22 protein-coding genes and 2 pseudogenes are annotated in these 22,362 nt (G+C 72.4%); 13 read left to right on the top strand and 11 right to left on the bottom strand.

Translation table 11 applies throughout. From position 1 onward, the window contains the following. Positions 1-93: 93 nt before the first annotated feature. Positions 94-723, top strand: coding sequence for a TetR/AcrR family transcriptional regulator (locus IF02_RS0125880; protein WP_030160926.1), 630 nt, complete (start codon positions 94-96; stop codon positions 721-723). A gap of 30 nt (positions 724-753) precedes the next feature. Here the strand turns inward: IF02_RS0125880 and IF02_RS0125875 are convergent, their stop codons facing one another. Next, the gene (locus tag IF02_RS0125875) at positions 754-1,545 is read right to left on the bottom strand and encodes a polysaccharide deacetylase family protein (RefSeq protein WP_030160924.1); all 792 of its coding nucleotides are present in this window, start codon (positions 1,543-1,545) and stop codon (positions 754-756) included. Between the two features lie 423 nt (positions 1,546-1,968). On the opposite strand from IF02_RS0125875, the gene IF02_RS0125870 reads away from it, so the two are divergent. Together IF02_RS0125870 and IF02_RS0125865 are read left to right on the top strand one after the other, a co-directional pair. Then, on the top strand, positions 1,969-2,397 hold the full coding sequence (locus IF02_RS0125870; protein ID WP_030160922.1) for a subtilase-type protease inhibitor: 429 nt from the start codon (positions 1,969-1,971) through the stop codon (positions 2,395-2,397). Between the two features lie 162 nt (positions 2,398-2,559). Further along, complete coding sequence (locus IF02_RS0125865; protein ID WP_030160919.1) at positions 2,560-3,060, top strand: VOC family protein; 501 nt, start codon at positions 2,560-2,562, stop codon at positions 3,058-3,060. Between the two features lie 134 nt (positions 3,061-3,194). Here IF02_RS0125865 and IF02_RS0125860 read toward each other — a convergent pair whose 3' ends face one another. Both IF02_RS0125860 and IF02_RS0125855 read right to left on the bottom strand, forming a co-directional pair. Then, positions 3,195-4,340 carry an RNA polymerase sigma factor gene (locus IF02_RS0125860; protein WP_030160916.1) on the bottom strand — a complete coding sequence of 382 codons (1,146 nt, stop codon included), beginning with the start codon at positions 4,338-4,340 and terminating at the stop codon, positions 3,195-3,197. Next, on the bottom strand, positions 4,337-4,744 hold the full coding sequence (locus tag IF02_RS0125855) for a YciI family protein (RefSeq protein ID WP_030160913.1): 408 nt from the start codon (positions 4,742-4,744) through the stop codon (positions 4,337-4,339). The genes IF02_RS0125860 and IF02_RS0125855 overlap by 4 nt, the downstream gene beginning before the upstream one ends. 224 nt (positions 4,745-4,968) lie before the next feature. Between IF02_RS0125855 and IF02_RS0125850 the strand changes: the two genes are divergently transcribed. The 4 genes from IF02_RS0125850 to IF02_RS0125835 all read left to right on the top strand — a co-directional run bounded on the left by IF02_RS0125850 (position 4,969) and on the right by IF02_RS0125835 (position 8,353). Further along, positions 4,969-5,562: a TetR/AcrR family transcriptional regulator gene (locus tag IF02_RS0125850; protein ID WP_030160911.1), complete on the top strand. Its 594-nt coding sequence runs from the start codon at positions 4,969-4,971 to the stop codon at positions 5,560-5,562. 82 nt (positions 5,563-5,644) lie between these two features. Further along, on the top strand, positions 5,645-6,436 hold the full coding sequence (locus IF02_RS0125845) for a M15 family metallopeptidase (RefSeq protein WP_030160909.1): 792 nt from the start codon (positions 5,645-5,647) through the stop codon (positions 6,434-6,436). 157 nt (positions 6,437-6,593) lie between these two features. Continuing rightward, complete coding sequence (locus IF02_RS0125840) at positions 6,594-7,181, top strand: ankyrin repeat domain-containing protein (protein ID WP_030160907.1); 588 nt, start codon at positions 6,594-6,596, stop codon at positions 7,179-7,181. After that, a complete protein-coding gene (locus IF02_RS0125835) occupies positions 7,178-8,353 on the top strand; it encodes a YncE family protein (RefSeq protein WP_030160905.1) in 1,176 nt (391 codons plus the stop codon). Before IF02_RS0125840 ends, IF02_RS0125835 begins: the two co-directional genes overlap by 4 nt. A gap of 71 nt (positions 8,354-8,424) precedes the next feature. On the opposite strand, the gene IF02_RS0125830 is transcribed toward IF02_RS0125835, so the two are convergent. The 4 genes from IF02_RS0125830 to IF02_RS0125815 all read right to left on the bottom strand — a co-directional run bounded on the left by IF02_RS0125830 (position 8,425) and on the right by IF02_RS0125815 (position 11,356). Then, positions 8,425-8,997, bottom strand: coding sequence for a dihydrofolate reductase family protein (locus tag IF02_RS0125830; protein WP_030160903.1), 573 nt, complete (start codon positions 8,995-8,997; stop codon positions 8,425-8,427). A gap of 109 nt (positions 8,998-9,106) precedes the next feature. Beyond that, positions 9,107-9,844 (bottom strand): SRPBCC family protein, encoded by a 738-nt coding sequence (locus IF02_RS0125825; protein ID WP_030160900.1) that lies wholly within the window; start codon positions 9,842-9,844, stop codon positions 9,107-9,109. Further along, the gene (locus IF02_RS0125820; protein ID WP_078622333.1) at positions 9,841-10,542 is read right to left on the bottom strand and encodes an ArsR/SmtB family transcription factor; all 702 of its coding nucleotides are present in this window, start codon (positions 10,540-10,542) and stop codon (positions 9,841-9,843) included. The genes IF02_RS0125825 and IF02_RS0125820 overlap by 4 nt, the downstream gene beginning before the upstream one ends. A 55-nt stretch (positions 10,543-10,597) precedes the next feature. Continuing rightward, positions 10,598-11,356, bottom strand: a complete 759-nt coding sequence (locus IF02_RS0125815; RefSeq protein ID WP_030160897.1) for a TioE family transcriptional regulator — start codon at positions 11,354-11,356, stop codon at positions 10,598-10,600. Between the two features lie 58 nt (positions 11,357-11,414). On the opposite strand from IF02_RS0125815, the gene IF02_RS0125810 reads away from it, so the two are divergent. Then, on the top strand, positions 11,415-12,617 hold the full coding sequence (locus tag IF02_RS0125810) for an erythromycin esterase family protein (RefSeq protein ID WP_030160895.1): 1,203 nt from the start codon (positions 11,415-11,417) through the stop codon (positions 12,615-12,617). A gap of 84 nt (positions 12,618-12,701) precedes the next feature. On the opposite strand, the pseudogene IF02_RS34055 reads toward IF02_RS0125810, so the two are convergent. Further along, positions 12,702-13,622, bottom strand: a pseudogene (locus tag IF02_RS34055) (LysR family transcriptional regulator); the annotation flags it as partial. 133 nt (positions 13,623-13,755) lie between these two features. On the opposite strand from IF02_RS34055, the gene IF02_RS0125795 reads away from it, so the two are divergent. Next, positions 13,756-15,042: an MFS transporter gene (locus IF02_RS0125795; RefSeq protein WP_030160891.1), complete on the top strand. Its 1,287-nt coding sequence runs from the start codon at positions 13,756-13,758 to the stop codon at positions 15,040-15,042. Positions 15,043-15,111: 69 nt separating this feature from the next. Here IF02_RS0125795 and IF02_RS0125790 read toward each other — a convergent pair whose 3' ends face one another. Then, positions 15,112-17,373: an MMPL family transporter gene (locus IF02_RS0125790; protein ID WP_051696540.1), complete on the bottom strand. Its 2,262-nt coding sequence runs from the start codon at positions 17,371-17,373 to the stop codon at positions 15,112-15,114. A 268-nt stretch (positions 17,374-17,641) separates the two neighbouring features. Here IF02_RS0125790 and IF02_RS0125785 point away from each other — a divergent pair, with 268 nt between their 5' ends. Together IF02_RS0125785 and IF02_RS0125780 are read left to right on the top strand one after the other, a co-directional pair. After that, complete coding sequence (locus IF02_RS0125785; protein ID WP_078622332.1) at positions 17,642-18,955, top strand: sensor histidine kinase; 1,314 nt, start codon at positions 17,642-17,644, stop codon at positions 18,953-18,955. Beyond that, entirely contained in the window at positions 18,952-19,656 is a 705-nt protein-coding gene (locus IF02_RS0125780) for a response regulator (RefSeq protein ID WP_051696539.1), read from the top strand. Before IF02_RS0125785 ends, IF02_RS0125780 begins: the two co-directional genes overlap by 4 nt. A gap of 6 nt (positions 19,657-19,662) precedes the next feature. On the opposite strand, the gene IF02_RS0125775 is transcribed toward IF02_RS0125780, so the two are convergent. Beyond that, a complete protein-coding gene (locus tag IF02_RS0125775; RefSeq protein WP_030160883.1) occupies positions 19,663-20,016 on the bottom strand; it encodes a hypothetical protein in 354 nt (117 codons plus the stop codon). Between the two features lie 218 nt (positions 20,017-20,234). Between IF02_RS0125775 and IF02_RS0125770 the strand changes: the two are divergent. After that, positions 20,235-20,696 (top strand): annotated as a pseudogene (locus IF02_RS0125770) (LD-carboxypeptidase); the annotation flags it as partial. A 10-nt stretch (positions 20,697-20,706) separates the two neighbouring features. Here IF02_RS0125770 and IF02_RS0125765 read toward each other — a convergent pair. Then, positions 20,707-21,321 (bottom strand): hypothetical protein, encoded by a 615-nt coding sequence (locus tag IF02_RS0125765; RefSeq protein WP_030160879.1) that lies wholly within the window; start codon positions 21,319-21,321, stop codon positions 20,707-20,709. A 372-nt stretch (positions 21,322-21,693) separates the two neighbouring features. Between IF02_RS0125765 and IF02_RS0125760 the strand changes: the two genes are divergently transcribed. Beyond that, positions 21,694-22,362 (top strand): DUF998 domain-containing protein, encoded by a 669-nt coding sequence (locus IF02_RS0125760; RefSeq protein WP_030160877.1) that lies wholly within the window; start codon positions 21,694-21,696, stop codon positions 22,360-22,362.

Here is a 22,362-nt window from a genome sequence, read left to right as displayed (position 1 = left end):
CCCCTCCCACGCACCACGCTAATGGGGCTGCGGTTCCGTTAAGATGGCCTCACCCTAGCAAGGCTCGGCAGCTAATGGAACTGGAGTCCCGTTATGGAGTTGGCGGAAACCGAGGCGGATCCGAGGACCGCCCGGCCCGGAGGGCGTACGGCGAGGGTGCGCACGGCGGTGCTGCGTGCCGCCGCGGACGTCCTGGCCGAGCAGGGCTTCGCCCACCTGGACCTCGCGGACATCGCGCGCCGCGCGGAGGTCGGGAAGACGACCGTCTACCGCCGCTGGGGCACCGTCACCGGTCTCGTGACCGACCTGCTGCTGGACATGGCACAGCAGTCGCAGCCCCGTACGGAAACGGGCTCGCTGCTCGGGGACCTCAGGGCCAACGCCGCCCTGGCGCAGCGGACACTGTCCGATCCGCGACAGGGGGCCCTGTTCAAGGCGGTGATCGCGGCCGCCACCTGTGACCCGAAGGCGGCGGAGGCCCTGTACGGCTTCTACACCACCCGCGTCGAGGAATGGGTGCCGTGCGTCGAGCAGGCCGCGGCCCGCGGGGAAGTGCCCGAGGGGACCGATCCGCACGAGGTGATCCGCGCGGCGTCCGCCCCGCTCTACTACCGCCTCCTGACCACCGCCCTCCCGCTCGACGGGGCCGCCGCCGATCGCGCCGCCACGGCCGCGGCGGTGGCGGCGCGCGCGGGGGCGTACGTACACGAACGGGAGGCGTAGCGGTCGGCCGCGGTGGCCGACCCCACGCGCCTACGGGGTGGTGCGGGCCGGGAAGGCGAAGCTGTAGCCCTGCGCGGTGAGCCAGGGCAGGTACTCCTTGAGCGCCGCGACCGTCTCGCTGCGGTCACCGCCTCCGTCGTGGAACAGGACGGTCGGCTGCCGGGGCAGCTTGCCCTCCACCGCGGCGACGATCGCCGGCAGACCCGGACGGCTCCAGTCCTTGGGGTCCACGCTCCACCCCAGGGGCCGCATCCCGCTCGCGACGGCTATCGCACGGCTGTCGGGAGTGAACGCACCGCCCGGCGCGCGGTAGTAGTTGACGGCGACTCCCGGCACGGCGTGTTCGATCATGGCCTTGCCTTCCAGGATCTGCTGTCGCTGGTAGGCGACGGGCTTGTGGTCCATGGTCACGTCATGGTCGACGGAGTGGTCGCACAGCTGGTGCCCGTCGGCGGCGACCGCCCGGACCAGGTCCGGGTACTTCTGCGCTTTGGTTCCGATCATGCAGAAGGTGGCCTTGACGTGGTTCTGCCGCAGCACCTTGAGGACCTGCGGAGTCCAGCGCGGGTCCGGACCGTCGTCGATGGTGATGGCGACGTTGCGGCCGGCACCCTGGGCGAGGCGCGAGATGCCCATCGGGAGCGGCGCGGCGCCCCGGGCGCCCTGGGCGGATCCGGAGATGCCCGAGGACTGGCCCGCAGAGCCGTCCGCGGCCGCGAGGGCCGGTGTACCGGCGGCCGCGAGAAGGCCGAGGGCGGCCGCCGCCACGGCCGATCCCGCCCGTCGCCGACGACGGCGCGCGGGATTGCTGGTGATACCCATGGACGCGCTCTTCCTTTGCGCTCGACCCCCGGAACTCACGATTCCGATCCAGGGTAGGTCACCCGTACGGGCCACTCCCTCCCCCGAACGGCCGATCGGGACCGCGACGGAGGCCGGGTAACCGCACCGATCCGGACAAGCCGGATGACCTTCAGGTGAACGCGGGACGCGGGAGCGCAGGTCAGCGAGCCGGATCCGGGCGAGGAGCCGGGCGTCACCCCCTGTTTCCGAGTGAATACGGAGCGATCACACCCCCTGCGAGCTGCCCGAACGACCATTCGTTATCCGATATTCGAACGACGTGTCCGTAAAGCGACCATCGATATGCGATCCGCCTTCGCCTCGGACAGACTCAGCCGCATCGGAGCGCGACAACGCAAGCAAATGTCGCGCTAGACCTTCGAATCGAATGTGAGTCCTGTCGTGCGCTATCGCTCCGTCGCCATCTCCTCCGCCGCCGCCGTCCTGTGCCTGGCCGGTGCCACCGGGATGGCGGAGGCCAAGCCGACCAGCCTGTACGCCCCGTCCGCCATGGTCTTCTCCGTCTCCCAGGGGGACGACGCCAACGCCGGCACGGTCCTCCGCGCCGCCACCCTCAGCTGCATGCCGTCCGCGCAGGGCACGCACCCCGACCCCAAGGCCGCCTGTACGACCCTGAACTCCACCGGCGGAACCTTCGACCGGCTGCTGGCCGCGCCCGACACGAACCGCGCGTGCCCGATGCACTACGCACCCGTGACCGTGACCGCCGACGGCGTCTGGCAGGGCAGCCGGGTCGCGTGGAAGCACACCTTCGCCAACAGCTGCACCATGTCCGCGACCCTGAACGGCAACGCCGTCTTCGCGTTCTGACCCACCCGCTGCGGCCCACCCACTCCGGCCCGACCGCCACGGGCCGGCCCCATCCCCCATCGCCTTCCCCGCCCCGAACCGGGGCCAGTAGTTCGAATTTGAACGTTATGCTGTAGCCACCCTATCGAGCCAGACCATTCGAGCCACCGGGAGCGCTGCCGCATGTCCGTCCGCCGCCTGAACCACGCCGTGCTCTGGATCCGTGACGTCGAGCGCTCCGTGGCGTTCTACACCGACCTCTTCGGATTCCAGGTCGACCACCTGACCGCCGGTCGCGCCGCCTTCCTGAGCGCACCCGGCAGCCTCAACGACCACGACCTCGGGCTGTTCGCGATCGGCGCCGACGCCCCCGGTCCCGAGCAGGGCCGGGTCGGCCTCTACCACCTGGCCTGGGAGGTCGGGACGCTCGGCGAGCTGGCGGAGCTGGGACGCAAGCTCACGGAGTGCGGCGCGCTCGTCGGCGCGAGCGACCACCTGGTCTCCAAGTCCTTCTACGCCAAGGACCCGGACGGAAACGAGTTCGAGGTGATGTGGCGCGTCCCCCGCGAGGACTGGCCCGCCGAGGACTCCGACATGCGCCCGGGCCCGCTCGACCTGCCTGCCGCGATAGCGCGCTGGGGCGCGGACCTCGCGACGGGCTCGGCGGCAGGCTCCGCCAGCTGAGGACACGGAAGCCCGTCCGGCTCCGCCCGCCGGCCCAGAAGGGGCACACGGTCCGGGCCGTTCGGCTGTCTGTCGGCCTGTCGGCCTACGGCCTCCGGCCGCGAGCGGGCTGCGCCTTCAGCGGGGTTCGCCGCTCACCCGCGCAGCTGCGCGTTGAGCCGGGCGGCCTGTCGCGTGAGGTGATCGCGTTCGGGGATGTTGGGCGCTGATCGGGCGGCTTGGGCGTAGAGCCGTGCCGCGGTCACCGGATCGCCGTCACGCTCGTGCAGGTACGCCGCGACGGCGGTGTGCCGGGGCAAGGAGGGGTCGAGCCCCGCCAGGGCGGCCAGGCCGGCCCGCGGGCCGTCGGCCTCGCCCACCGCGACGGCCCGGTTGAGGCGGGCCACCGGGCTGTCGGTGAGGCGCACCAGTTCGTCGTACCACTCGACGATCTGCACCCAGTCGGTCTGCTCGGCGGCGCGGGCGTCGGCGTGGAGCGCGGCGATGGCCGCCTGGGCCTGGAACTCGCCCAAGCGGTCGCGGGCGAGGGCGGACTGGAGCATCTCCACGCCCTCGGCGATCAGTTGGGTGTTCCACAGGCTGCGGTCCTGCTCGGAGAGCGGCACGAGCCTGCCTTCGGGACCGGTCCGTGCCGGACGCCGTGCGTGGTGGAGCAGCATGAGCGCCAGCAGGCCAACGACCTCCTCGTGGTTGGCCTTGGCCGCCAGTTGGCGGGTGAGCCGGATCGCCTCGGCGGAGAGGTCGACGTCACCGGAGTAGCCCTCGTTGAAGACCAGGTAGAGCACGCGCAGCACGGTGGCGACGTCACCGGGCTGGTCGAACCGGACGCCGGAGACGGTCCGCTTGGCCCTGCTGATCCGCTGGGCCATGGTCGCCTCCGGCACGAGGTAGGCCTGTGCGATCTGCCGCGTGGTCAGACCGCCGACCGCGCGCAGCGTGAGCGCGACGGCCGAGGCCGGTGTCAGGGACGGGTGCGCGCACAGGAAGTACAGCTGAAGCGTGTCGTCCGCCGCCTCGCCCGGGCCGGGCTCGGGCTCGGCCTCGACCAGTTCCTCCCGCCGCCGCCGGGAGGTGTCGGCGCGCACGGCGTCGAGGAACTTGCGCCAGGCCACCGTGACCAGCCAGCCCTTGGGGTCCCGCGGAAGGTCGTCCGGCCACCGCCGCACGGCCTCGACCAGGGCGTCCTGCACGGCGTCCTCGGCCGCCGCGAAGTCGGCTCCGCGACGGACGAGAACACCGATCACCGCGGGCACCAGCTCCCGGAGCAGCGAGTCGTTCACTCGGTGGCCGTGGGCTGCTCGGCGTAGAACGGGCGCACCTCGAGCCACTCGTGGATCGGCTTCCCACCCGCGCCCGGTGCCGCGGACAGTTCGCCGGCCAGCTCGATCGCGCGCTCGTAGGTCTCGACGTCGATCACCATCCAGCCGGCGATCAGGTCCTTGGTCTCCGCGAACGGGCCGTCGGTGACCGGCGGCCGCCCCTCGCCGTCGTAGCGGACGAACGTGCCCTCCGGGGAGAGCGCCTGACCGTCGACGAACTCGCCGGTGCCCTCAAGCCGGGCGGCGAAGTCGCGCATGTACTGCATGTGGGCCGAAACCTCCTCCGGCTCCCACTGGTCCATCGGCACGTCGTTGACCGCCGCCGGCGCGCCCCGGTAGTGCTTGAGCAGCAGGTACTTGGCCATCGTGTTCTCCTTGGTGAGGTACGGCCCATTGTGGCCGTGTTCACTGCCGGGACGGAGCCGCGCGCGGCTTCTCGACATCCCTTCGTGAAATTTTCCGGCGGACTTCGAAGACTCCGCCCTCCGCCGGGCTCGGCGGCACCGTCTGACAGCACCTGTCACTCTCTGACACGTGGCGCCGCATATGATTCCCGGGGCCCGGACAGGCCGAAGACCGAGGAGGACCTGTGGCCCAGCGCCCAGAGCGCGCGGACGCCCAGCGCAACCGAGAAGCCGTCCTGGCTGCCGCCGACACCCTTTTCGCCGCCAGCAGCAGCCCCCACGGCGTGTCGATGGACGACATCGCGGCGGCCGCGGGGGTGGGCAAGGGCACTCTCTTCCGGCGCTTCGGCGACCGCGCCGGTCTGATCGGCGCCGTGATCGCCTCCCGCCTCGAGCCCCTGCACCAATCCGTGCGGGAGGCACAGGAAGCGGCCGGTTCCCCACCTCGGGAGCGGGTGGTCAGGCTCCTCGATGCCTCGCTGCGCTTCAAGATCGAGAACCGCAACCTGATGGCGGCCGCGGAGGACGCCGGAGCCAGCAGCCCCTACCAGGCCGAGCACTACGGCTGGTGGCACGGGATGCTGCGCGCAGCGCTGGACGAGGTGCCCGGCGTCCACGACGCGGATTTCACCGCCCACGCACTGCTGGCCGCCATCCGCGCCGACCTCGTGGCACACCTGATCGACGAGCAGAAGATGACACCTGAAGGCCTGCGCTCCGCACTCGCGGGCTACCTCGACAACGTCCTCGGCTCCGGCTCCGTTCCTGCGACACGATGACGCCCTGATCTCGCACGGACGCCGAAATGAAGCCGGATCCGGAGCCGGAGCCGGCCACAGGTCTCGACCCGGAACGGAAGCCATGAAGAAGCGAACGCCCCTGCTCGTCACGGCCGGCGCGGTTCTGACCGCAGGGTCCCTCACTCCTCTTGCCCACGCCGCACCGGCGCCGAAGGCTCCGAAGGACTTCGTCGCGCTGCACTCCGTTGATCCCTCGATCATCCAGGACATGCGCTATGCCACGAAGGTCAACTTCATCGGACGGCGCATCGACGGCTACCAACAGCCCCTGTGCATTCTCGCCAAGCCGACCGCCGAGGCCCTGCATCGCGCTCAGCAGAAGCTGCTGCCGCAGGGCTATTCGCTGAAGGTGTACGACTGCTACCGGCCTCAGCGGGCCGTCGACAACTTCGCGCGATGGGCGAAGGACCTCGACGACGACCGGATGCGAGAGGAGTTCTACCCGCGGGTCGCCAAGGACCGGCTGTTCGCGGACGGCTACATCGCGGAGAAGTCGGGCCACAGCAGGGGCAGCACGGTCGATCTGACGATCGTCAAGGTGAACTCACCGGCAGCCATGGGCGGATCGGTGCGGCCCGCCGGCCCTTGCCATGCGCCGCAGGCCGCACGGCGCCCCGACAACTCGGTCGACATGGGGACCGGGTTCGACTGCTTCGACCCCCTGGCGCACACGGACAACCCGCAGATCCAGGGTGCTCAGAGGGCGAACCGGCAGTTCCTGAAGGGCGCCCTGGCAGCCGAGGGCTTCGTCAACCTGCCCGAGGAGTGGTGGCACTTCACGTACAAGCCGGAGACGTATCCCGACACGTACTTCGATTTCCCCGTGGCGTATCGATCGGTGTCCGGGCACTGACGCTCGCGACGGCCGGCACCACAAGGCGGTCCGTTGCGCATCAGCCGATCGGATGACGAGCGGGAGCCGGTCCGGGGGCCGGGTGGTGGGGACGGCGGGGGGAGGATCGAGGCCACGACAGGTGGCCGCGAGGCCGTGGAGCGGTGAGGGGTACGGGATGAAGGCCGTCGATCGTCAGTTGCTGGACGCCGCACGGGCGGGGGACGCCGTTGCCGTACGGGCGGCGGTCGAAGCGGGTGCGAACGTCGAGGCGCGCGACACGGAGCTGCGCACGCCGCTGCTGCTCGCCTCCCTCGGGAACCACGTGGAGGCGGCCCGGGTGCTCGTGGCGGCGGGCGCCGACGCCGACGCACAGGATGCCCGCCAGGACAGTGCCTGGCTGGTCACCGGGGTGACGGGCAGCGTGGCGATGCTGCGCGTGCTGCTCCCGGCGGGGCCGGACCTGCGGCGCACCAACCGGTTCGGCGGCGTGTCGCACATCCCGGCGAGCGAGCGTGGGCACGTCGCGTACGTCCGGGAGGTACTGGCGGTGACGGACATCGACGTCGACCACGTCAACCGGCTCGGCTGGACCGCCCTGCTGGAGGCCGTGATCCTCGGTGACGGGGGCCCGGCCCACCAGGAGATCGTACGGCTGCTGCTCGCGGCCGGGGCGGACCGGGAACTGGCGGACGGCGACGGGGTGTCGGCGCTCGCCCACGCGGAGCGGCGCGGGTACGCCGAGATCGCGGAGCTGCTGCGGTGAGGGCGCCACGGGCGCACCGGGTCGGAACGCGCCGGCTCGCGCTGGCCCTGGCCGGAGCGGCCGTGCTCGCCGGCTGCGCGGCGGGTGGCGGTGGTGGCAGTGATGGCGGCGGTGGCGGTGGCCGTGGCGATCGTACGGGCGCCACGGAGGGGGCCGGAGCCGCGGCGGCACCGCGGGGCGAGCCACCGGCGGCGCCCGGCGCGGCCGTGCCCACGGAGCACGGCACGCTCCTGGTCGCCGACTTCGGCGGTTCGACCGTGACCTTCGTGGACCCCGCGCGCGGCCCGGTCGCCTCGGTGGAGGTGGGTACCGCACCGTACGGGCTGGCGCTCGGCGCGGACGGGCGGGCCTGGGTCGCGACGGCGGAGGGGGTCGCGGTGGTGGACACCGCCACCCGCACCGGCCTGGGCCGCATCCCGTACCGCACCGGCAGCGGCCCCGTGACCACCGGCGAGTACCGGGGCGGCGGGATGGGCATCGCGCTCGCACCCGACGGGCGGCGGCTCTACGTGGGGGTCAACGTGCCCGGCGGCCCGGGCGTGCTGGAGGTCATCGACACGGCGACCCGTACGGTGACCGCCACCGTGCCCGTCGGCCGCCGCCCCTTCGACGTGGACGTCGCGGCGGACGGCCGCGAGGTGTACGCGACCGGGCACGACTCCTACGACGTGACGGCGGTGCGCGCCGACACCCTCGCGGCGCGGCGTCTGGTGGTCGCCCCTTACGGGGAACGGGGCCTCGGCTCCTGGCTGAAGCCGCACTACGCGGTGGTGCGGCCCTCCGACGGACGGCTGTTGCTGCCGTTCGAGGGCGAGAAGCTGGCGGTCCTCGACCCCGGCACGGGCCGGGTCACCGTAGAGCCGATGACGGCGGGCATCCACCAGCACGGGGCCGCCCTCGCCCCCGACGGCACGCTGCTGGTGGTCGGCGCGGCGGAGGGCGAGGACGCGGCCTCGCTGACGGTCCGGTCCCCCGGCGGGAGGGAGCGCACGATCCCGCTGGGCGGGCCGCACGAGGACGTCGCGGTCACCGCGGACGGGCGCACCGCGTACGTCACGGGTGGCTTCACCCGGGACGGCCACTGGGACGGGATCACCGTCGTGGACCTGTCGGGCGGTACGACGCGCCGCCTCGCGGCGGGCGAGCGGCCCCTGGGGATCGTGGTGCTGTAGGGGCGGCAGTCCGGCCGTCCGGCGATGGCGAAGGGCTGCCGGCGCAGCGCGAGCCCGCCGCTGGACGCCGGTCAGCGGACGACGTCGAAGACCTGCTTCTGGAGGCCGTTGGAGTACGCCTCGTGCTCGACCAGCTCCAGCTTCTGGGTGTCCTTGTCCGTCGTGCTGAACAGGCGCTTGCCGGCTCCGAGCAACAGCGGGAAGACCAGCAGGTGGTAGCGGTCGATCAGGCCCGCGTCCGAGAGGGCTTGGTTCAGCCGGGCGCTGCCGTGGACGATGATCGGGCCGCCGTCGGTCTCCTTGAGGGCGGCGACTTCGTCGAGTGAGCGCAGGATCGTGGTCTCACCCCAGTCGGAGACGAGCTCGTCCTCGGTGAGGGTGGTGGAGACGACGTACTTCGGCATCGTCTTGTAGCGGGCGAACTCGGCCATGTCCGGCCACACGGGGCTGAAGGCCTCGTAGCTGGTCCGGCCCATGAGGATGGCGGTGGACTCCTGCTGTTCGCGCCCCTTGATCTCGAAGGCTTCGGGGACGAAGTCGATGTCCTTGAAGGTCCAGCCGGAGTTGCGGTAGCCGGGTTCGCCGCCCGGTGCCTCGACGACGCCGTCGAGCGAGATGAAAGCCGTGCTGATCAGAGTGCGCATGGGAGAGGTTTCCTCGTCGTCTTGGATGGGCGTTGCACGTCGTTCCCGAGCGCGCCGATGGTCGGATGGTCAGGTGGCCAGATGGTCAGGTGGTCAGGTGGTCAGGTGGTCAAGCGAAGAGACCGGTCAGCCACTGCTGCCAGGCGGGCTCGGCTCGGTCCGTGTCCCGGCCGAAGAGGTGGTGGAACATCAGCGCGATGCCGGGGCCGTGGTGGAAGGTGTAGAGGCCGTCAGCGGTGCGGACCTCGAAGCGTTCGTCGTCCGCCCAGGTCACTTCGCCCTCCACCGGAGGCAGACCGGCCGGTTCGGCGTACGCCCGCGCACCCACGACGACCGGGCTCGGCAGCGACAGCCCGCGGACGAGGGCTTCCCGGACCTGTTGCGCGGGCCGCTCGCCCGTGGGCGCCATGGCGAAGACCGGGACGCCGGTGCGCCCGGGGAAGTGGGCCAGGTACTCGCGGAGCGTGTGGAGGTGGAAGGGCCAGCCGCGGCGCAGAGCGTCGTACTCGTCCTGCCAGTTGTCGCCGAGCATGCCGCTGTGGACGACGCGGAGGACGGTGCTGCCGCCGTCGCGCCCCTCGATCAAGTACTCGAACGCCATGAAACGGCCGTCGTCGGCGGTGGCGGTGCGGGAAGCGAGGCGTTTGCCCGGTTCGTAGGCGGTGACTTGGGCTTCCTGCCGGTTGCCGCCGGTGTCCATGGCGGCGGTGCCGCCCACGCGCGGCTCGAGTTCGTTGCGCCCCATGAACCAGGAGTCGATCCCGGGTCCGGTGGCGATCGCCTCCCAGACCTGTTCGGGGCTCGCCGGCAGGATCATCTCCTGCTCGATCTCGAACGGGTGCGTCATCGCGAGTTCTCCTGTCGTACTTCGGATCCGTGTTCTCCGGTCCCCCCGGTCACCCCGGTCCCCCCAGTCCCCCCGGCATTCTGCTGCGGTTCGGCCTTGCTCCCGGGAGTGCCGGGCGGCGTGCCGGGGATCTGGTGGAGGCCGACGACCACCCGGTGGCTGCGGCCCTGTGGGGCGGTCTCGTCGTGGTAGCGGCTGACGAGGGCCGTCACGGCCTGGGTCAGCTCGTCCGCGAAGGCCATCCGGTCGGCTGCCGAGGCGAACCGCACCTCCGCGTCGATGGCGAAGGTGGCGACCCGTCGCCGGGCCCGGGACGCGCCGGTCACCAGCGCGCCGACCTCCTGCACCAGCCGGGACCCCAGAGCCAGCAGCCAGTGGGCCGAGAGCTGGTCCGGGGACCGGGAGGGGTCCGGGCTGACGGAGGCCAGGGCACTGGGAGAGATGACGTAGGAGGCGGCGGTGGCGGCGTAGATCCGCTCGGTGACGTTGCCCTTGCGCCTCTCCTCGGAGAGCTCGACCAGCCCGTGACGCTCCAGCTCCTTGAGGTGGTAGTTGACCTTCTGCCTGGGCAATCCCAGGCGGACGGCCACCATGGCGGCCGAGCCGGGCTCGGCAAGGGCGGCGAGGATCCGGGACCGCATCGGGTCCAGGGAGGCCTCGGCGGCGGCGGGTTCTTCGATCACGGCTACGTCCAGCACCGTCCCAGGATCCGACCGACAAAATTATTTGTCAAGACGACATGAGTTGTCGGTGCTACGAGACGCTCCCGCGTGCGCGGAGGTACGGGTCCAGTTCTGCGGCCCCGGTCAGCATCGCCCGCCCGCGGGCGGACAGCCGGGCGCGCCAGTCGCCCAGCGCGGCCTCCAGCGGCTCCAGGCCGCCGGCGTTGCGCACCTGGGCGATCAGCGGGGCGATCTGCTCCAGCCGGTAGCCGCCCCGCCTGAGTTGGTGGGCGAGCCTGGCGTCCCGTACGTCGGCCTCGCCGTAGACGCGGTACCCGGTCAGCGGGTCGCGGCGCGGGCGCACCAGCCCGGCGCGCTCCCATTTGCGCAACGTCGCGGGCCGGATGCCGAGTGCCTCTGCCAGCAGCCCGATGAACAGGTCGCCGGACTCGTCGGACCCGCCGGACGCGCCGCGCTCCCCGGGCTCGGCCGCCGCGATGGGCTCCAGGTCGCGCAGGGCGCTCTCCACGGCCTGGAGGGTCCGCCGGTCGTCGAGGAGCTGGGCGTGGCTCTCGTCGATGAGGCGGAAGGCCTCGTCGTCCGCGCCCTGGTTCACGGCGCACATGATCGATGTCGCCGTCCGGTGGCCGTGGCCGGGCAAGAGGGCCAGGAACGCTCGCAGGGCCGCCGCGTGCAGCGAGGTGTAGGTGCGGTAGCCGTGGGGTGTGCGACCGGCGGCGGGAAGGATGCCGGCCTCCTCGTAATTCCGGACCGCCTGCGTGGACAGACCGTGCTCGCGCGCCAGATCGACCGGCCTGAGCCGTTCACCGCTTTGAAGGTTTTGCCGCATGAAGCCGAAGATATCGCGGCAAAGTTTCAACCGAAGGTTCAAAGATACCGTTGAAGGCATGGCAACTGACATCAAGGACAGCGCCCACGCCGTTGAGGCTGCCTCCGTCATGAGGCTGCTCCCGGCCCGGCCCCGGCTGCTCGCCCTGGGCGAGCCCACCCACGGCGAGGACTCTCTGCTCGACCTGCGCAACGAGCTCTTCCGGCAGTTCGTCGAGCAGGAGGGCTACCGCACGATCGCGATCGAGAGCGACTGCATGATGGGCCTGGTCGTGGACGACTACGTCACCTCGGGCACGGGCACTCTCGACGAGGCCATGGAGCACGGCTTCAGCCACGGCTGGGGCGCCTCCTCGGCCAACCGCGAGCTCGTGCGCTGGATGCGCGCCTACAACGACGGCCGGCCGGCGTCCGAGCGGCTCCGCTTCGCCGGCTTCGACGGTCCGCTGGAGATCACGGGCGCCGCGAGCCCACGGCAGGCCCTCACCGCGCTCCACGGCTACCTCTCGACCGGGGTGGACGCGGACCTGCTCCCCTGCACCGCGGAAACGCTCGACCGGCTGCTCGGCACGGACGACCGGTGGACCGATCCCGCCGCGATGACGGACCCGGCCCGGTCCGTGGGACAGTCGGCCGAGGCAGGTCGGCTGCGGCTGCTCGCCGACGATCTGGTGGCGCTCCTCGAAGCGCAGACGCCCCATCTGATCGAGGCGACCACGCGGGAGGACTGGGACCGGGCGCGCCTGTACGGGCGCACCGCGACCGGCCTGCTGCGCTACCACCACTGGATGGCCGACGGCTCGCCGGCACGCATGGCGCGGCTGTGCGCGCTGCGGGATCTGATGATGGCCCACAACCTGCTCGCCGTCGCCGCCAGGGGCCCGGCACTCGTCCACGCCCACAACTCCCATCTCCAACGGGAGAAGAGCACGATGCAGATGTGGCAGGGGCCGGTGGAATGGTGGAGCGCCGGTGCGCTGGTGAGCGCGCAGCTCGGCGAGGAGTACGCCTTCGTGGCCACGGCCCTCGGCACGATCCGGCACCAGGGAGTGGACACGCCGCCGCCGGACACCGTCGAAGGGATCCTGTACGCGCTCCCGGACGACCGCTGCGTCATCGACACCACGCGGCTGACCACCGCCCTCGGTGACACGCCGCCCGTGCCCCGCTCCTCCCCGTGGTACGGCTACGCCCCGTTCGACCCGGCCCACTTGGCGGCCGGCGACGGCATCGTGTACGTCAAGGACCTCCCGCAGAGCTAGGCCGTGTCTTTCGGATCGTGGCCTGTCGGGCCGTCCGTGATCCGCCGGACGCCGCGCCTCGCCACGGTGTCGGTCTCGGCTCGCCCAGCTCGGTGACCAGGTCGTGGCGGCATCGGCGCCTGGGGGTGTGGCGGCGAGGTGGGCGCGGAGGGTGGCCAGGGCCGGGTGGGGGTTGTCTCGGTGCCACAGGAGCGAGTGCGGGTAGACCGGTGTCGGGTCGGTGACCGGGATACGGCGCAGGCCGTGGCCGGCGGGCCAGACCAGGCGGGTGTGTTCGCCCATGAAGGTGGCCAGGGCCGGGGTGTCGGCCACGGTGTCGAGGAGGGCGTCGGAGCCGAAGTTGGGGCCGGTGGCCTCGATGGTGAGGCCGAACTCGGAGACGAGGTCGTCGTAGTACGCGGCCCACTCGGTACCGGGGACGATGCCCGGCATCCAGATCCGGTGCCCGGCGAGCCGGGCGAGGGGCACCGAGCGGGCGCCCGCCAGCGCGTGGGCGGGGCCGGTGAGGAGCTGGAGCGGCTCGTCGAGGACCCGGACGGACTCGATGTCCTCGGGAAGGGGCCGCCCGGGCGCGGCGACGGCGCGGAAGGACGCATCGATCTCACCGGAGCGGATGGCGGCGAGGGCCGTCTCGATCTGGAACAGCATCAGCACGTCGAGGTCGATGTCGGGGTGCGCGCGGTGGAAGCCGCGCATCAGGCCCGACGCGGCGCCGCGCGAGGCGATGATGTCGACGCGCAGCGGGCGGCGGGCGGTGTGCACGGACGCGACCGCACGCTCGGCGACGCGCAGCAGCTCGCGTGCGTGGGACAGGAACGCCTGCCCGTCGATGGTGAGCTCGGCGCCGCGCGGAGTACGGGTGAACAGCCGCACGCCGAGGTCGCGCTCCAGCGCGGCGATGCGCTTGGAGACGGCCTGCTGGGTGACCGCCAGCTCGGCGGCGGCCTCCTGGAACCGGCGCGTGTCGGCGACGGCGACGAAGGTCCGGACGGTGTCGAGGTCCATGCCGACACCCTAGGCGTACAACCGATGGTTGTGGCCGATGGCTCGGAGGTTGTTTGATTCCCGGTCGTGACTCTCGCTTTGATGATTCCGAACGCGGATCGGTTGTGCGGGTGGATGGCGAGGGGCGGCGGGCGTGGGGAGCGGACACCGGCTGGGGCGGCGGTTCGGGTGGCTCTGGGGAGCGTACGGGACCAGCGCGCTCGGCACCTGGCTCGCCTTCGGCGCCTTCCCCCTGATCGCCATCCAGGTGCTGCACGCCGGGCCGGCCGAGGTCGCCGCGCTCTCCTCCGTGGGGGCTGCGGCGGGCGCCGCCATGGCGGTGCCGCTCGGTCCGTGGGTGGAGTTCCGCCGCAAGCGGCCGGTGCTGATCGCGATGGACCTCGTACGGTTCGCGGCGCTGCTGACGGTCCCCGCCGCGTTCGCGCTCGGCGTGCTCACCTTCCTTCAGCTCCTGCTGGTCTCGGTCGTCGTCGCGGCGGCCGACATCGCCTTCCGCGCCGCCTCGGGCGCGTACCTGAAGGCGCTGCTGCCGGCCGAGGACCTGCTCGTCGCCCACGCCCGGTTCGAGTCCACGGCCTGGACGACCACGATCATCGGACCGCCGCTGGGCGGCGTGGCGATCGGACTCCTCGGTCCGGTGGTGACGGTGGTGGCCGATGCGGCCAGCTACCTGCTCTCGGCCCTGGGCATCCGCGCGATCGGCGGGCACGAGCCGCGGCCCGAGCGCCGGGAGGGCGGGCGCATGCGGGCCGGGGACCTGCTCGACGGCTGGCGGTACGTCCTCGCCGACAAGGTGCTGCGTCAGCTGTTCTTCAACACCGCCTTGTTCAACGGCCTGGTGATGGCCACCCAGCCGCTGCTGGCCGTCCTGATGCTCGGCCGGCTCGGGTTCGCGCCGTGGGAGTACGGCCTCGCCTTCGCCGCGCCCTCGATCGGCGGGCTGCTCGGTGCGCGGCTGGCCCGGCCGCTCGTCACCCGGTTCGGGCAGCACCGGGTCCTGGTCGCGGCCGGGACACTGCGCGCGCTCTGGCCCGTCGGCCTGGCCTTCCTCGGGCCGGGTACGGGAGGGCTGCTGCTGGTGATGGGTGTCGAACTCGGGCTCATCTTCTGCTGCGGGGTCTTCAACCCCGTCCACGCCACCTGCCGCCTCCAGCTCACCGCTCCCGACCGGGTCGCCCGTACGCTGTCCGCCTGGGCGGTGACGACCAAGGCCTCGACCGCGCTCCTGACGGCCGTCTGGGGCGTACTGGGCGGCCTGCTCGGCCCGCGCACGGCCATCGGCCTGGCCGGCGTACTCCTGCTGGCGACCCCGCTGCTGCTCCCCCGCCGCGCGGCAGCGCAACGCCCCGAGCCGGAACCGGAACCGGAACCGGAGCCCGAACCGGAGCCGACGCCCACGCCGACGCCGAACCACCCGTGACGGACCACGACGGCCGCCGCCGCGATCGGGCGGCGACGGCCTGTCGGACGGACTGCTCGGGTCGCCCGGTCAGCCCACCGGAACGGACCACTCCCTGTCGTCGGCGTGCCCGCTCTGCCCGTGCCCGGCCCGCCCGTACCCGCCGGTGTGCCGGGCGGTGTGGTCGGTGTGGTCGGTGCGGTCGGTGCGCCGCGGCCGTACCGGCCACCAGATCGACCGGCCCAGCAGCGCGGCCAGCGCCGGGACCAGCACGACCGACAGGACGAACGCCGACAGCATGATCCCGAGCGCGGTCGCGAAGCCGATCTCCTGGGTCCCCGGATTCGGATTGACGGCCAGGCTCCCGAACGAGGCGGCCAGGACCAGGCCCGCCGTCGCGATCGCTGGAGCGGTGTGCCGTACCGCCCGGGCCACGGCCGCCCGGGCCGGACCGGGCTTCTCCATCTCCTCCCGTATCCGGTCGCTGATCAGGATGTTGTAGTCGGTGCCCAGCGCGACCACGAACAGGAACAGCACCAGCGGCAGCATGAAGTTGACCCCCGGCCGGTCCAGGAGGTGCTGGGAAACCAGCGCCGATGCGCCGAGCGTCGCCGCGAAGCCCAGGCCGACGGAGATCATCAGGACCAGCGGGGCGAGCAGACTGCGCAGGAGCAGGAGCAGGATCAGCGAGATCAGGCCGGCGGCCACCGGGAAGACCACCTTCAGGTCGCCGGAGACGGCGGACGAGATGTCGGCGAAGATCGCGGCCGTGCCGCCCACGTGCGCTTCCGTACCCTCGGGCCGGTGCGCGGCCACCGCGTCCCGGACCGGTCCGGACACCAGGTCGCGGGCCTGCTGCCCGTGCGGATCGGCGGTCAGGAACAGGTCGATCCGCGCCGCCCTGCCGTCCTCGCTGGGTGCGGCCGGGGCGACCTGGCCGACGCCGTCGACCGCGGCGAGCGCCTTGGATAGTCCGCCCAGCACTCCGGTGTCGAGCCTGCCCCCGTCGGAGGCGGTGACGAACACGGTGGTCGGGTCGGACACCCCGGCGGGCAGGGCGCGCGAGATCTCGGCCGCCGTGCGCGCCGCCGCCGTGCCCGTGTCCCCCGAGCCGCCCTGCCCGTAGTCGGTGTGCATCCCCGCCAGGCCCGCCGCCAGCGCGCCGAGCAGTGCCAGAGAGGCGAGCACCATGGTCACCGGTCGCCTCGCCACCCGGCGGCCCATCCGCCCGGCCATCCCCTCCGGGGGCTCGCGGCGCAGGTCGCGCGAGGGCCAGAACATCTTCCGCCCGGTGACGGCCAGCAGGGCCGGCATCAGGGTGAGGCTGCCCAGCAGCATCACCAGTACGGACACGGCGATCGCCGGGCCGAGCACCCGGAACTGGCCGAAGGACGCGACCCCGAGGGTGGAGAACGCGGCGACGATCGTCAGCGCCGCGGAGGTGACCGCCGTACCCACCCGGCCGGCGACCTCGGCCGCCGCGGCGCGCCCGGTCTGCTCGGGCCGGCTGCGCAGCTGCTCACGGAAGCGGAACAGCAGGAAGAGGAAGTAGTCGATGCCGATTCCGATCAGTACCACGCTGATCAACTGCGGGGTGGAGGCGTCGAGTTGGACGCCCGTGAGCAGAGACGCCGCGACCACCACACCGGCGGCCGCGCCGCCGATGACCGACACCACGAGCAGCGGCAGCAGCGCCGCGAGGACGCTGCGGAACACCAGCACGTGGAGCAGCACGATCACCGCGAGCATGGCGGCGCCGACGACAGCCGAACGGGTCTTCTCGGCATCGGCGGTGTCCACGCTGTCCGCGAGCCCGGCCGTGAACCCGGTCCGCAGACCGGCCTCGGCGAACTCGGCCCGGGCGTGGTCCCGGAAGGCCCGGTACAGGTCCTGCATCCCGGGATCCAAGGGATTGCCGGTCAGTTCGACCGACAGCAGCCGGAAGGTACGGTCGGGCGCCGTCATCGCCGGGCTGACCTGGGGGACCTGTGAATGGTCCTGCGTGAAGGGCGGCGTTTCCTCGGTCCTGGGCATCGCCACTTCGCGCCGGGCGAGTTTCGAGGCCTCGGCGTCGATCAGCCGCTCGTCGGACTCGGACAGCTTCGCCCCGTCCGCCCGGGCCACCAGCATGGTGAGCGGATTGGCGTCGGGCTCGGCGCCGAAGTGCTCTTCGGCGACTTTCAGCGCGGCCGCCGAATCGTAGGTGGCGGGCAGGAACTCGCCCGCACTGGGCTGGGTGGCGCGGAAGAGGAACGCCTGGCCGAGGATGGTCATGGCGATGCCCAGCACCGCCCAGAGAGCGATGACCTTCCAGGGACTTCGGGTGGCGAAGCCGGTCAGGGCGCGGATCACGGGGGCCTCCGTAACTTGATCGACCGGGGGTTCCCGGACGTTGTCCAGCTCATCAGCGCCCGCGCCGGGACACGTCGTGACCTGGGAGGAACCCGCACTCGGGACCCGGGTCCGGCGCGCTCCCCGGACCAGGACCTCAGTCCTGGTCCGTCCTCCGCCTGCGGGCCCAGGCCTGCCTCTCGCACCGCTGCGAGAATGGATCCGGTACGCGAACTGCGGCGCTCCGGTCCGGATCCGGCGGGCCGGTGACGGAGGGGGACCGGCGGGTATGCCGATACGCAGTCAGGACCGGGCGGCCGAGAAGACGGACGGGGGCAGGGACAGGGCCAGGGACAGGGACAGGGACAGGGCAGGGGTCGAGGGCGGCTTCGGCGAGACCGGCCGGGGCAAGGCGCGCGGGCCGGTCTTCGACTGGACCCGCAATGACGCCCTCGTGGCCATCGGGGCGGCCGTGAACGACCTGATCGGCTATGCGCTCGGCGCCGCGGACGACGGCCGGCCCCTCACCGTGCAGGCTCTCGTCCTCGTGGTCCTGGCCGCGCCCTGTCTGCTGGCCCGCCGGACCCGGCCGGTGACCGTGCTCTGCGCCGTCCTCGCCCTCGGCGTGGCGCTGAACCTGACCACGCCGCAGGGCCCGCACTTCTCCGCCGCCTACATGGTCGCGCTGTACACCGTGACCCGCCTGCGCGGCACGGCGGTCACGGTGACGGCCGCCGCGGCGACCGTACCGGTCACGGTGATCAGCGGGGGCTACGGTGACCCGTCCGTCCTGACGGGCCTGCTCGGCAACACGGTCGCGGTGGTGCTCGTCGTCGGCACCGGACTGGTGGTGCGGCGCTGGCAGCAGGAGGCCGAGGCCAAGCGCACCCTGCTGGCCGACCGGGCGGTGGCCGAGGAACGCCGCCGGATCGCGCGCGAGTTGCACGACATCGTCGCGCACCACATCACCACCATGCAGCTGATGGCCGGCGGCGCCCGGGCCAACCTGGCGCACGACCCGGGCGCGGCCCGCGAGGCGCTGGTCACGCTGGAGGACTCCGGGCGGATGGCGCTGCGGGAGATGCGGCAGCTCCTCGACGTCCTGCGGGCCGGGGAGGAACCGGAGCAGGTCCCGCCGGCGCCGCAGCCCGGGACCGGGGACCTCGGTCGGATCATCACCGAGTCCCGGCTGGCGGGTACGCCCACCGAGTTCACCGTACGGGGGACGGCCCGCCCGCTGCCGCCGACCGTCGGTCTGACGGTGTTCCGGATCGTCCAGGAGGCACTGACCAACGCCCGTAAGCACGCCGTCGGCGCGCGGGCCCACGTACGGCTGACCTACGGTCCGGACGGCGTCGAGGTCGAGGTACGGGACGACGGCGCGGACGGCGCCCGGGCGGGGGATTCGCGGCCCGCGGCCTCGCGGCCGGGGGCTTCGCGGCCCGGCGCCGGCAGCGGGTACGGTCTGATCGGAATGCGGGAACGCGTCGCGCTGCAAGGCGGCACCCTGGAGGCCGGCTCGTGCGACGGCGGCGGATTCAGGGTGGCGGCCAGGCTCCCGGCGGGCGACCCGGGGGGCCAGCGAGAGGACCGACGCGGATGATCCGTGTGCTCATAGCCGACGACCAGCCGCTGGTACGGCGGGGCCTGGCGCTGATCCTGGCGCCCGACCCGGCGTTCGAGGTGGTGGGCGAGGCCGAGGACGGCGCCCGGGCCGTCGCCCTGGCCCGCGAGCTGCGGCCCGACGTGGTCGTCATGGACATCCGGATGCCGGTCCTCGACGGCGTACGGGCCACCGAGGAGCTGGCGCGGACGCTGCCGGAATCCCGCGTTCTGGCCCTCAGTACCTTCGACATGGACGAGTACGTGGTCGCCGCACTGCGCGCCGGTGCGTACGGCTTCCTCCCCAAGGACGTCTCCCCGGAGGAGCTCATCGCCGCGGTCCACACCGTCCACACCGGCGAGGCCGCCGTCGCGCCCCGACTGCTCACCCGGCTGATCTCCACCTACGTACGGGCCTCCCCGGCCCGGCCGCGCCCGGCGGCTTCGGCCCCGGCCGGGCTCACGCCGCGCGAGCTGGAGATCTGGCAGCTGCTGGCGACCGGGTTCGACAACGCGGAGATCGCCGGGGACCTGGAGATCAGCGTCTCCACGGTCAAGAACCACATCACCGGCATCTTCACGAAGCTGGGCGTCCGCGACCGGGCCCAGGCGGTCATCGCGGCGTACGAATCGGGCCTGGTGGCGGCGGGGCACGGAAGCGCACCGGGCCCCGCCGGCGCAGACCGGCCCGGCGCGGGCTGAGCCGGGTCAGATGGTGACGCAGATGCCGTCCTCGATGGACCGGCCGTCACGCTCCAGGCCGCCGCACACGAGCTTGGCCCCCTGCTGCTCGTAGCCCACCGCCCACCGGTGTGAGGCAGCGTTCACCCTCGAGCTGTGGAAGTTGCCCCAGTAGGAGCGCAAGGTGCCGGGCAGACCGTCCCGGGTCTGCACCGTGATGTCCTGCACGAACCGGTTGTGGTGCGCGGTCATCACGCAGATGTACTTGCCGCAATGGCTGTCGACACCGCTGGGGCGCGCGTCGGCGGGTGCGGCCGCGGCGAGTGCCAGGGCGGCGCCGGCGGCCAGGGTGGCGGTGAGGTATCGCAGGCGGTGGTTCACGGAAGGCCTTCTCTCCATCAGCAGGCAAGGTGTACGCACAAAACGGCAGTGACAGCCAGACCAAAGGTGTAACGCCCTCCGCCACCCCGGACAGGCACCGGCCCCAGAACTCACCCGAGCGGGTGGCCGAGTTCACCGCAGGAACGACACTGCACCGGCGCCCCTCCACTCCGCACGATGGCGCGCCGCCCGGGGCACGGGCTGCGGACATCCCCGCGGGCATCGTCGATACCACGGGGGCTTCGGTGATGGTCGAGCTCGGGCGGCCCGGCGCGCTGCATCCGCTGACCGCGGATTCCCTCAGGGCGGCCCTGTTCACCTCCGGAACGTACGAACTCACCCCGGCCGGCGCCTTCGGCGACGTCAACCGGCCTTGGGAGGACCCTCGTACGTTCGAGTCCGAACCCGAGATGGAACCCGCCGACGGCTGGATCTGGCACAACGGCGACCGCGTCGTGGAAGGGATCGGCTGGGGCGGCAACCTGGAGATCATCTCCTGGCTGCTGATGGCCGACCGCGCCGTACTGCCGGCCGTGCTGCGAGCTCTCCGGCAGTACGCCCCCGACGCCATGGCGGTGTTCGACGTCGACCTCGGCCACACCGACCCGCAACTCGTCGTCCCGGTCGGCGGCCGCATCCGGGTGGACGGGCGGACGCGGCGGATCACCGTCACCTACTGAGCCTGGGGCGCTACTTGTTGAGGCAGTTCTGGCGGAACGCTTCGTCGTACGCGGTGTCGTAGCCGACCGCGTAGCCGTTCTGGTAGGCGAGGATCAGCGCGTCGGGCTGTTTCGGCGGGATCAGGCGGGCGTGGGTGCGTGCGGTGACGCATGCCTTGCCCTCATCGCGCCCCCAGGTCTCGCCCGCGGCCTGGCCGGCGGCCGCCATGCTCTGCTGGGTCTGCTGCGGCGGCTTGGGTGCCGTCGGCTTGTTCAGCGCGTCGCACGCGGCCTTGTTGGCGGCCGCGGACTTGGCGTACGCCTGGTTGTAGCCGTAGGTGTAGCCCTCGGCCTTCCCCGTTACGAAGGGGGTGGGGTTGGGCGGGACCAGCGGCGGAAGGGTCTTGCGGCAGATGGGCGGCTTGCCGTCACGGTTGCCGACGCTGGAGCCCTGGAGGTAGCCCTCCCGGCACCCCCGGTGGTACGGGTCCTGGCCCTGTGTCAGACCGTGGCAGATCGAGGGCAAGGCCGCTGCGGCCGGCGCCGGCCGCTGGGCGGCGGCGGGAACGACCGCCAGCAACACCAGCGCGGGTGCGGACAGCAGTGCGAGCGGGGCGAGCGCGCGCCGTCGGAAGTGGCGGGTCATGGTCAGCCTCCCGGACGGGTGGTCCGGCCCCGGGCGGTCTACCGGGCGCGCGGCCCACGGGCGGAATCCGTGTCGCCCCCTGGGCGCCGGCGGCGCGCCGGAGCCCCTTCCGGGCTGGTCCCTCGCCGGGCCCGTACGCGGGCGGCCGACACAGCCCGGGGGTGAGCGCAGGACGTACAGCTCCACTCTATTCCCCGCCACCGCGACGCGCCTGTCCTGCGTTCGTTCGCCCACCTGGTGGGCGAATCCGGCGACGCGGGACGGGACTCGCCGCGCAGGGATCGGCCCGAGGCGGCCCGCAGCGGGACATACTGGACACCTGACGTGGTGCCGCGACGGCTTTCCACGACTCGCCCGACAGCAAGTGGCGGCATGCGCGAACTCACCTTCACGGCTTCGAGGGGTCTCGCGGCCGGGGGCCTCCTCTGGGCTTCGTTGGCCCAGATCTTCGTGGTGAACAACGCCATCGTCCTGCCCCGTGCTTCGAGTCGGAACCTGGTGGAGCACATCATCTCGGCGCTCGGCGATACCCGGTGCGGTCTTGTCGGGGGGTTCCGCTTCTGCTCGCCCTGGCACGAGGCCGCCGACATCGCCTGGATCATCGGAGGGGTCTGCCTCATCGTGGGCGCGCTGCTCAACGCAGCGGTCTTCCCGCCGGACCGTCTGCGGAACCTGGCGTTCGGCGTCTTGGCCGTCAGCGGAGTGGGACTCGTGTCGACCGGCTTCAATCCCTACAACCTCCGTCCGGCCGTACACCTGCTGTCCGCCGGAACCTGCTTCTTCTGCGGGGCCGTGGGCGTACTGCTGCTGGGCGGCATGCTCCGACAGGCGCACCGCCCGTACTGGGGCGCGGCGGGCATCCTGTGCGGCGTCACGTCCATCGTCTCGGCCACGCTCACGGCGCTCAGACCGGACCCCTACGTCCAAGGACTGTTCGAGCGGATCGCCGCGTGGCCCAGCGTCGTGTGGGTCATCTGCTTCGGGACGTACATCGCCGTCTCCACGCGGCGTGCGTACCGCGGCCGCGGCCGCGGCCGATGA

This window comes from Streptomyces sp. NRRL S-244, assembly GCF_000717915.1.
Lineage (GTDB): Bacteria > Actinomycetota > Actinomycetes > Streptomycetales > Streptomycetaceae > Streptomyces.
This window is presented reverse-complemented; position numbering and strand designations above follow the sequence as displayed.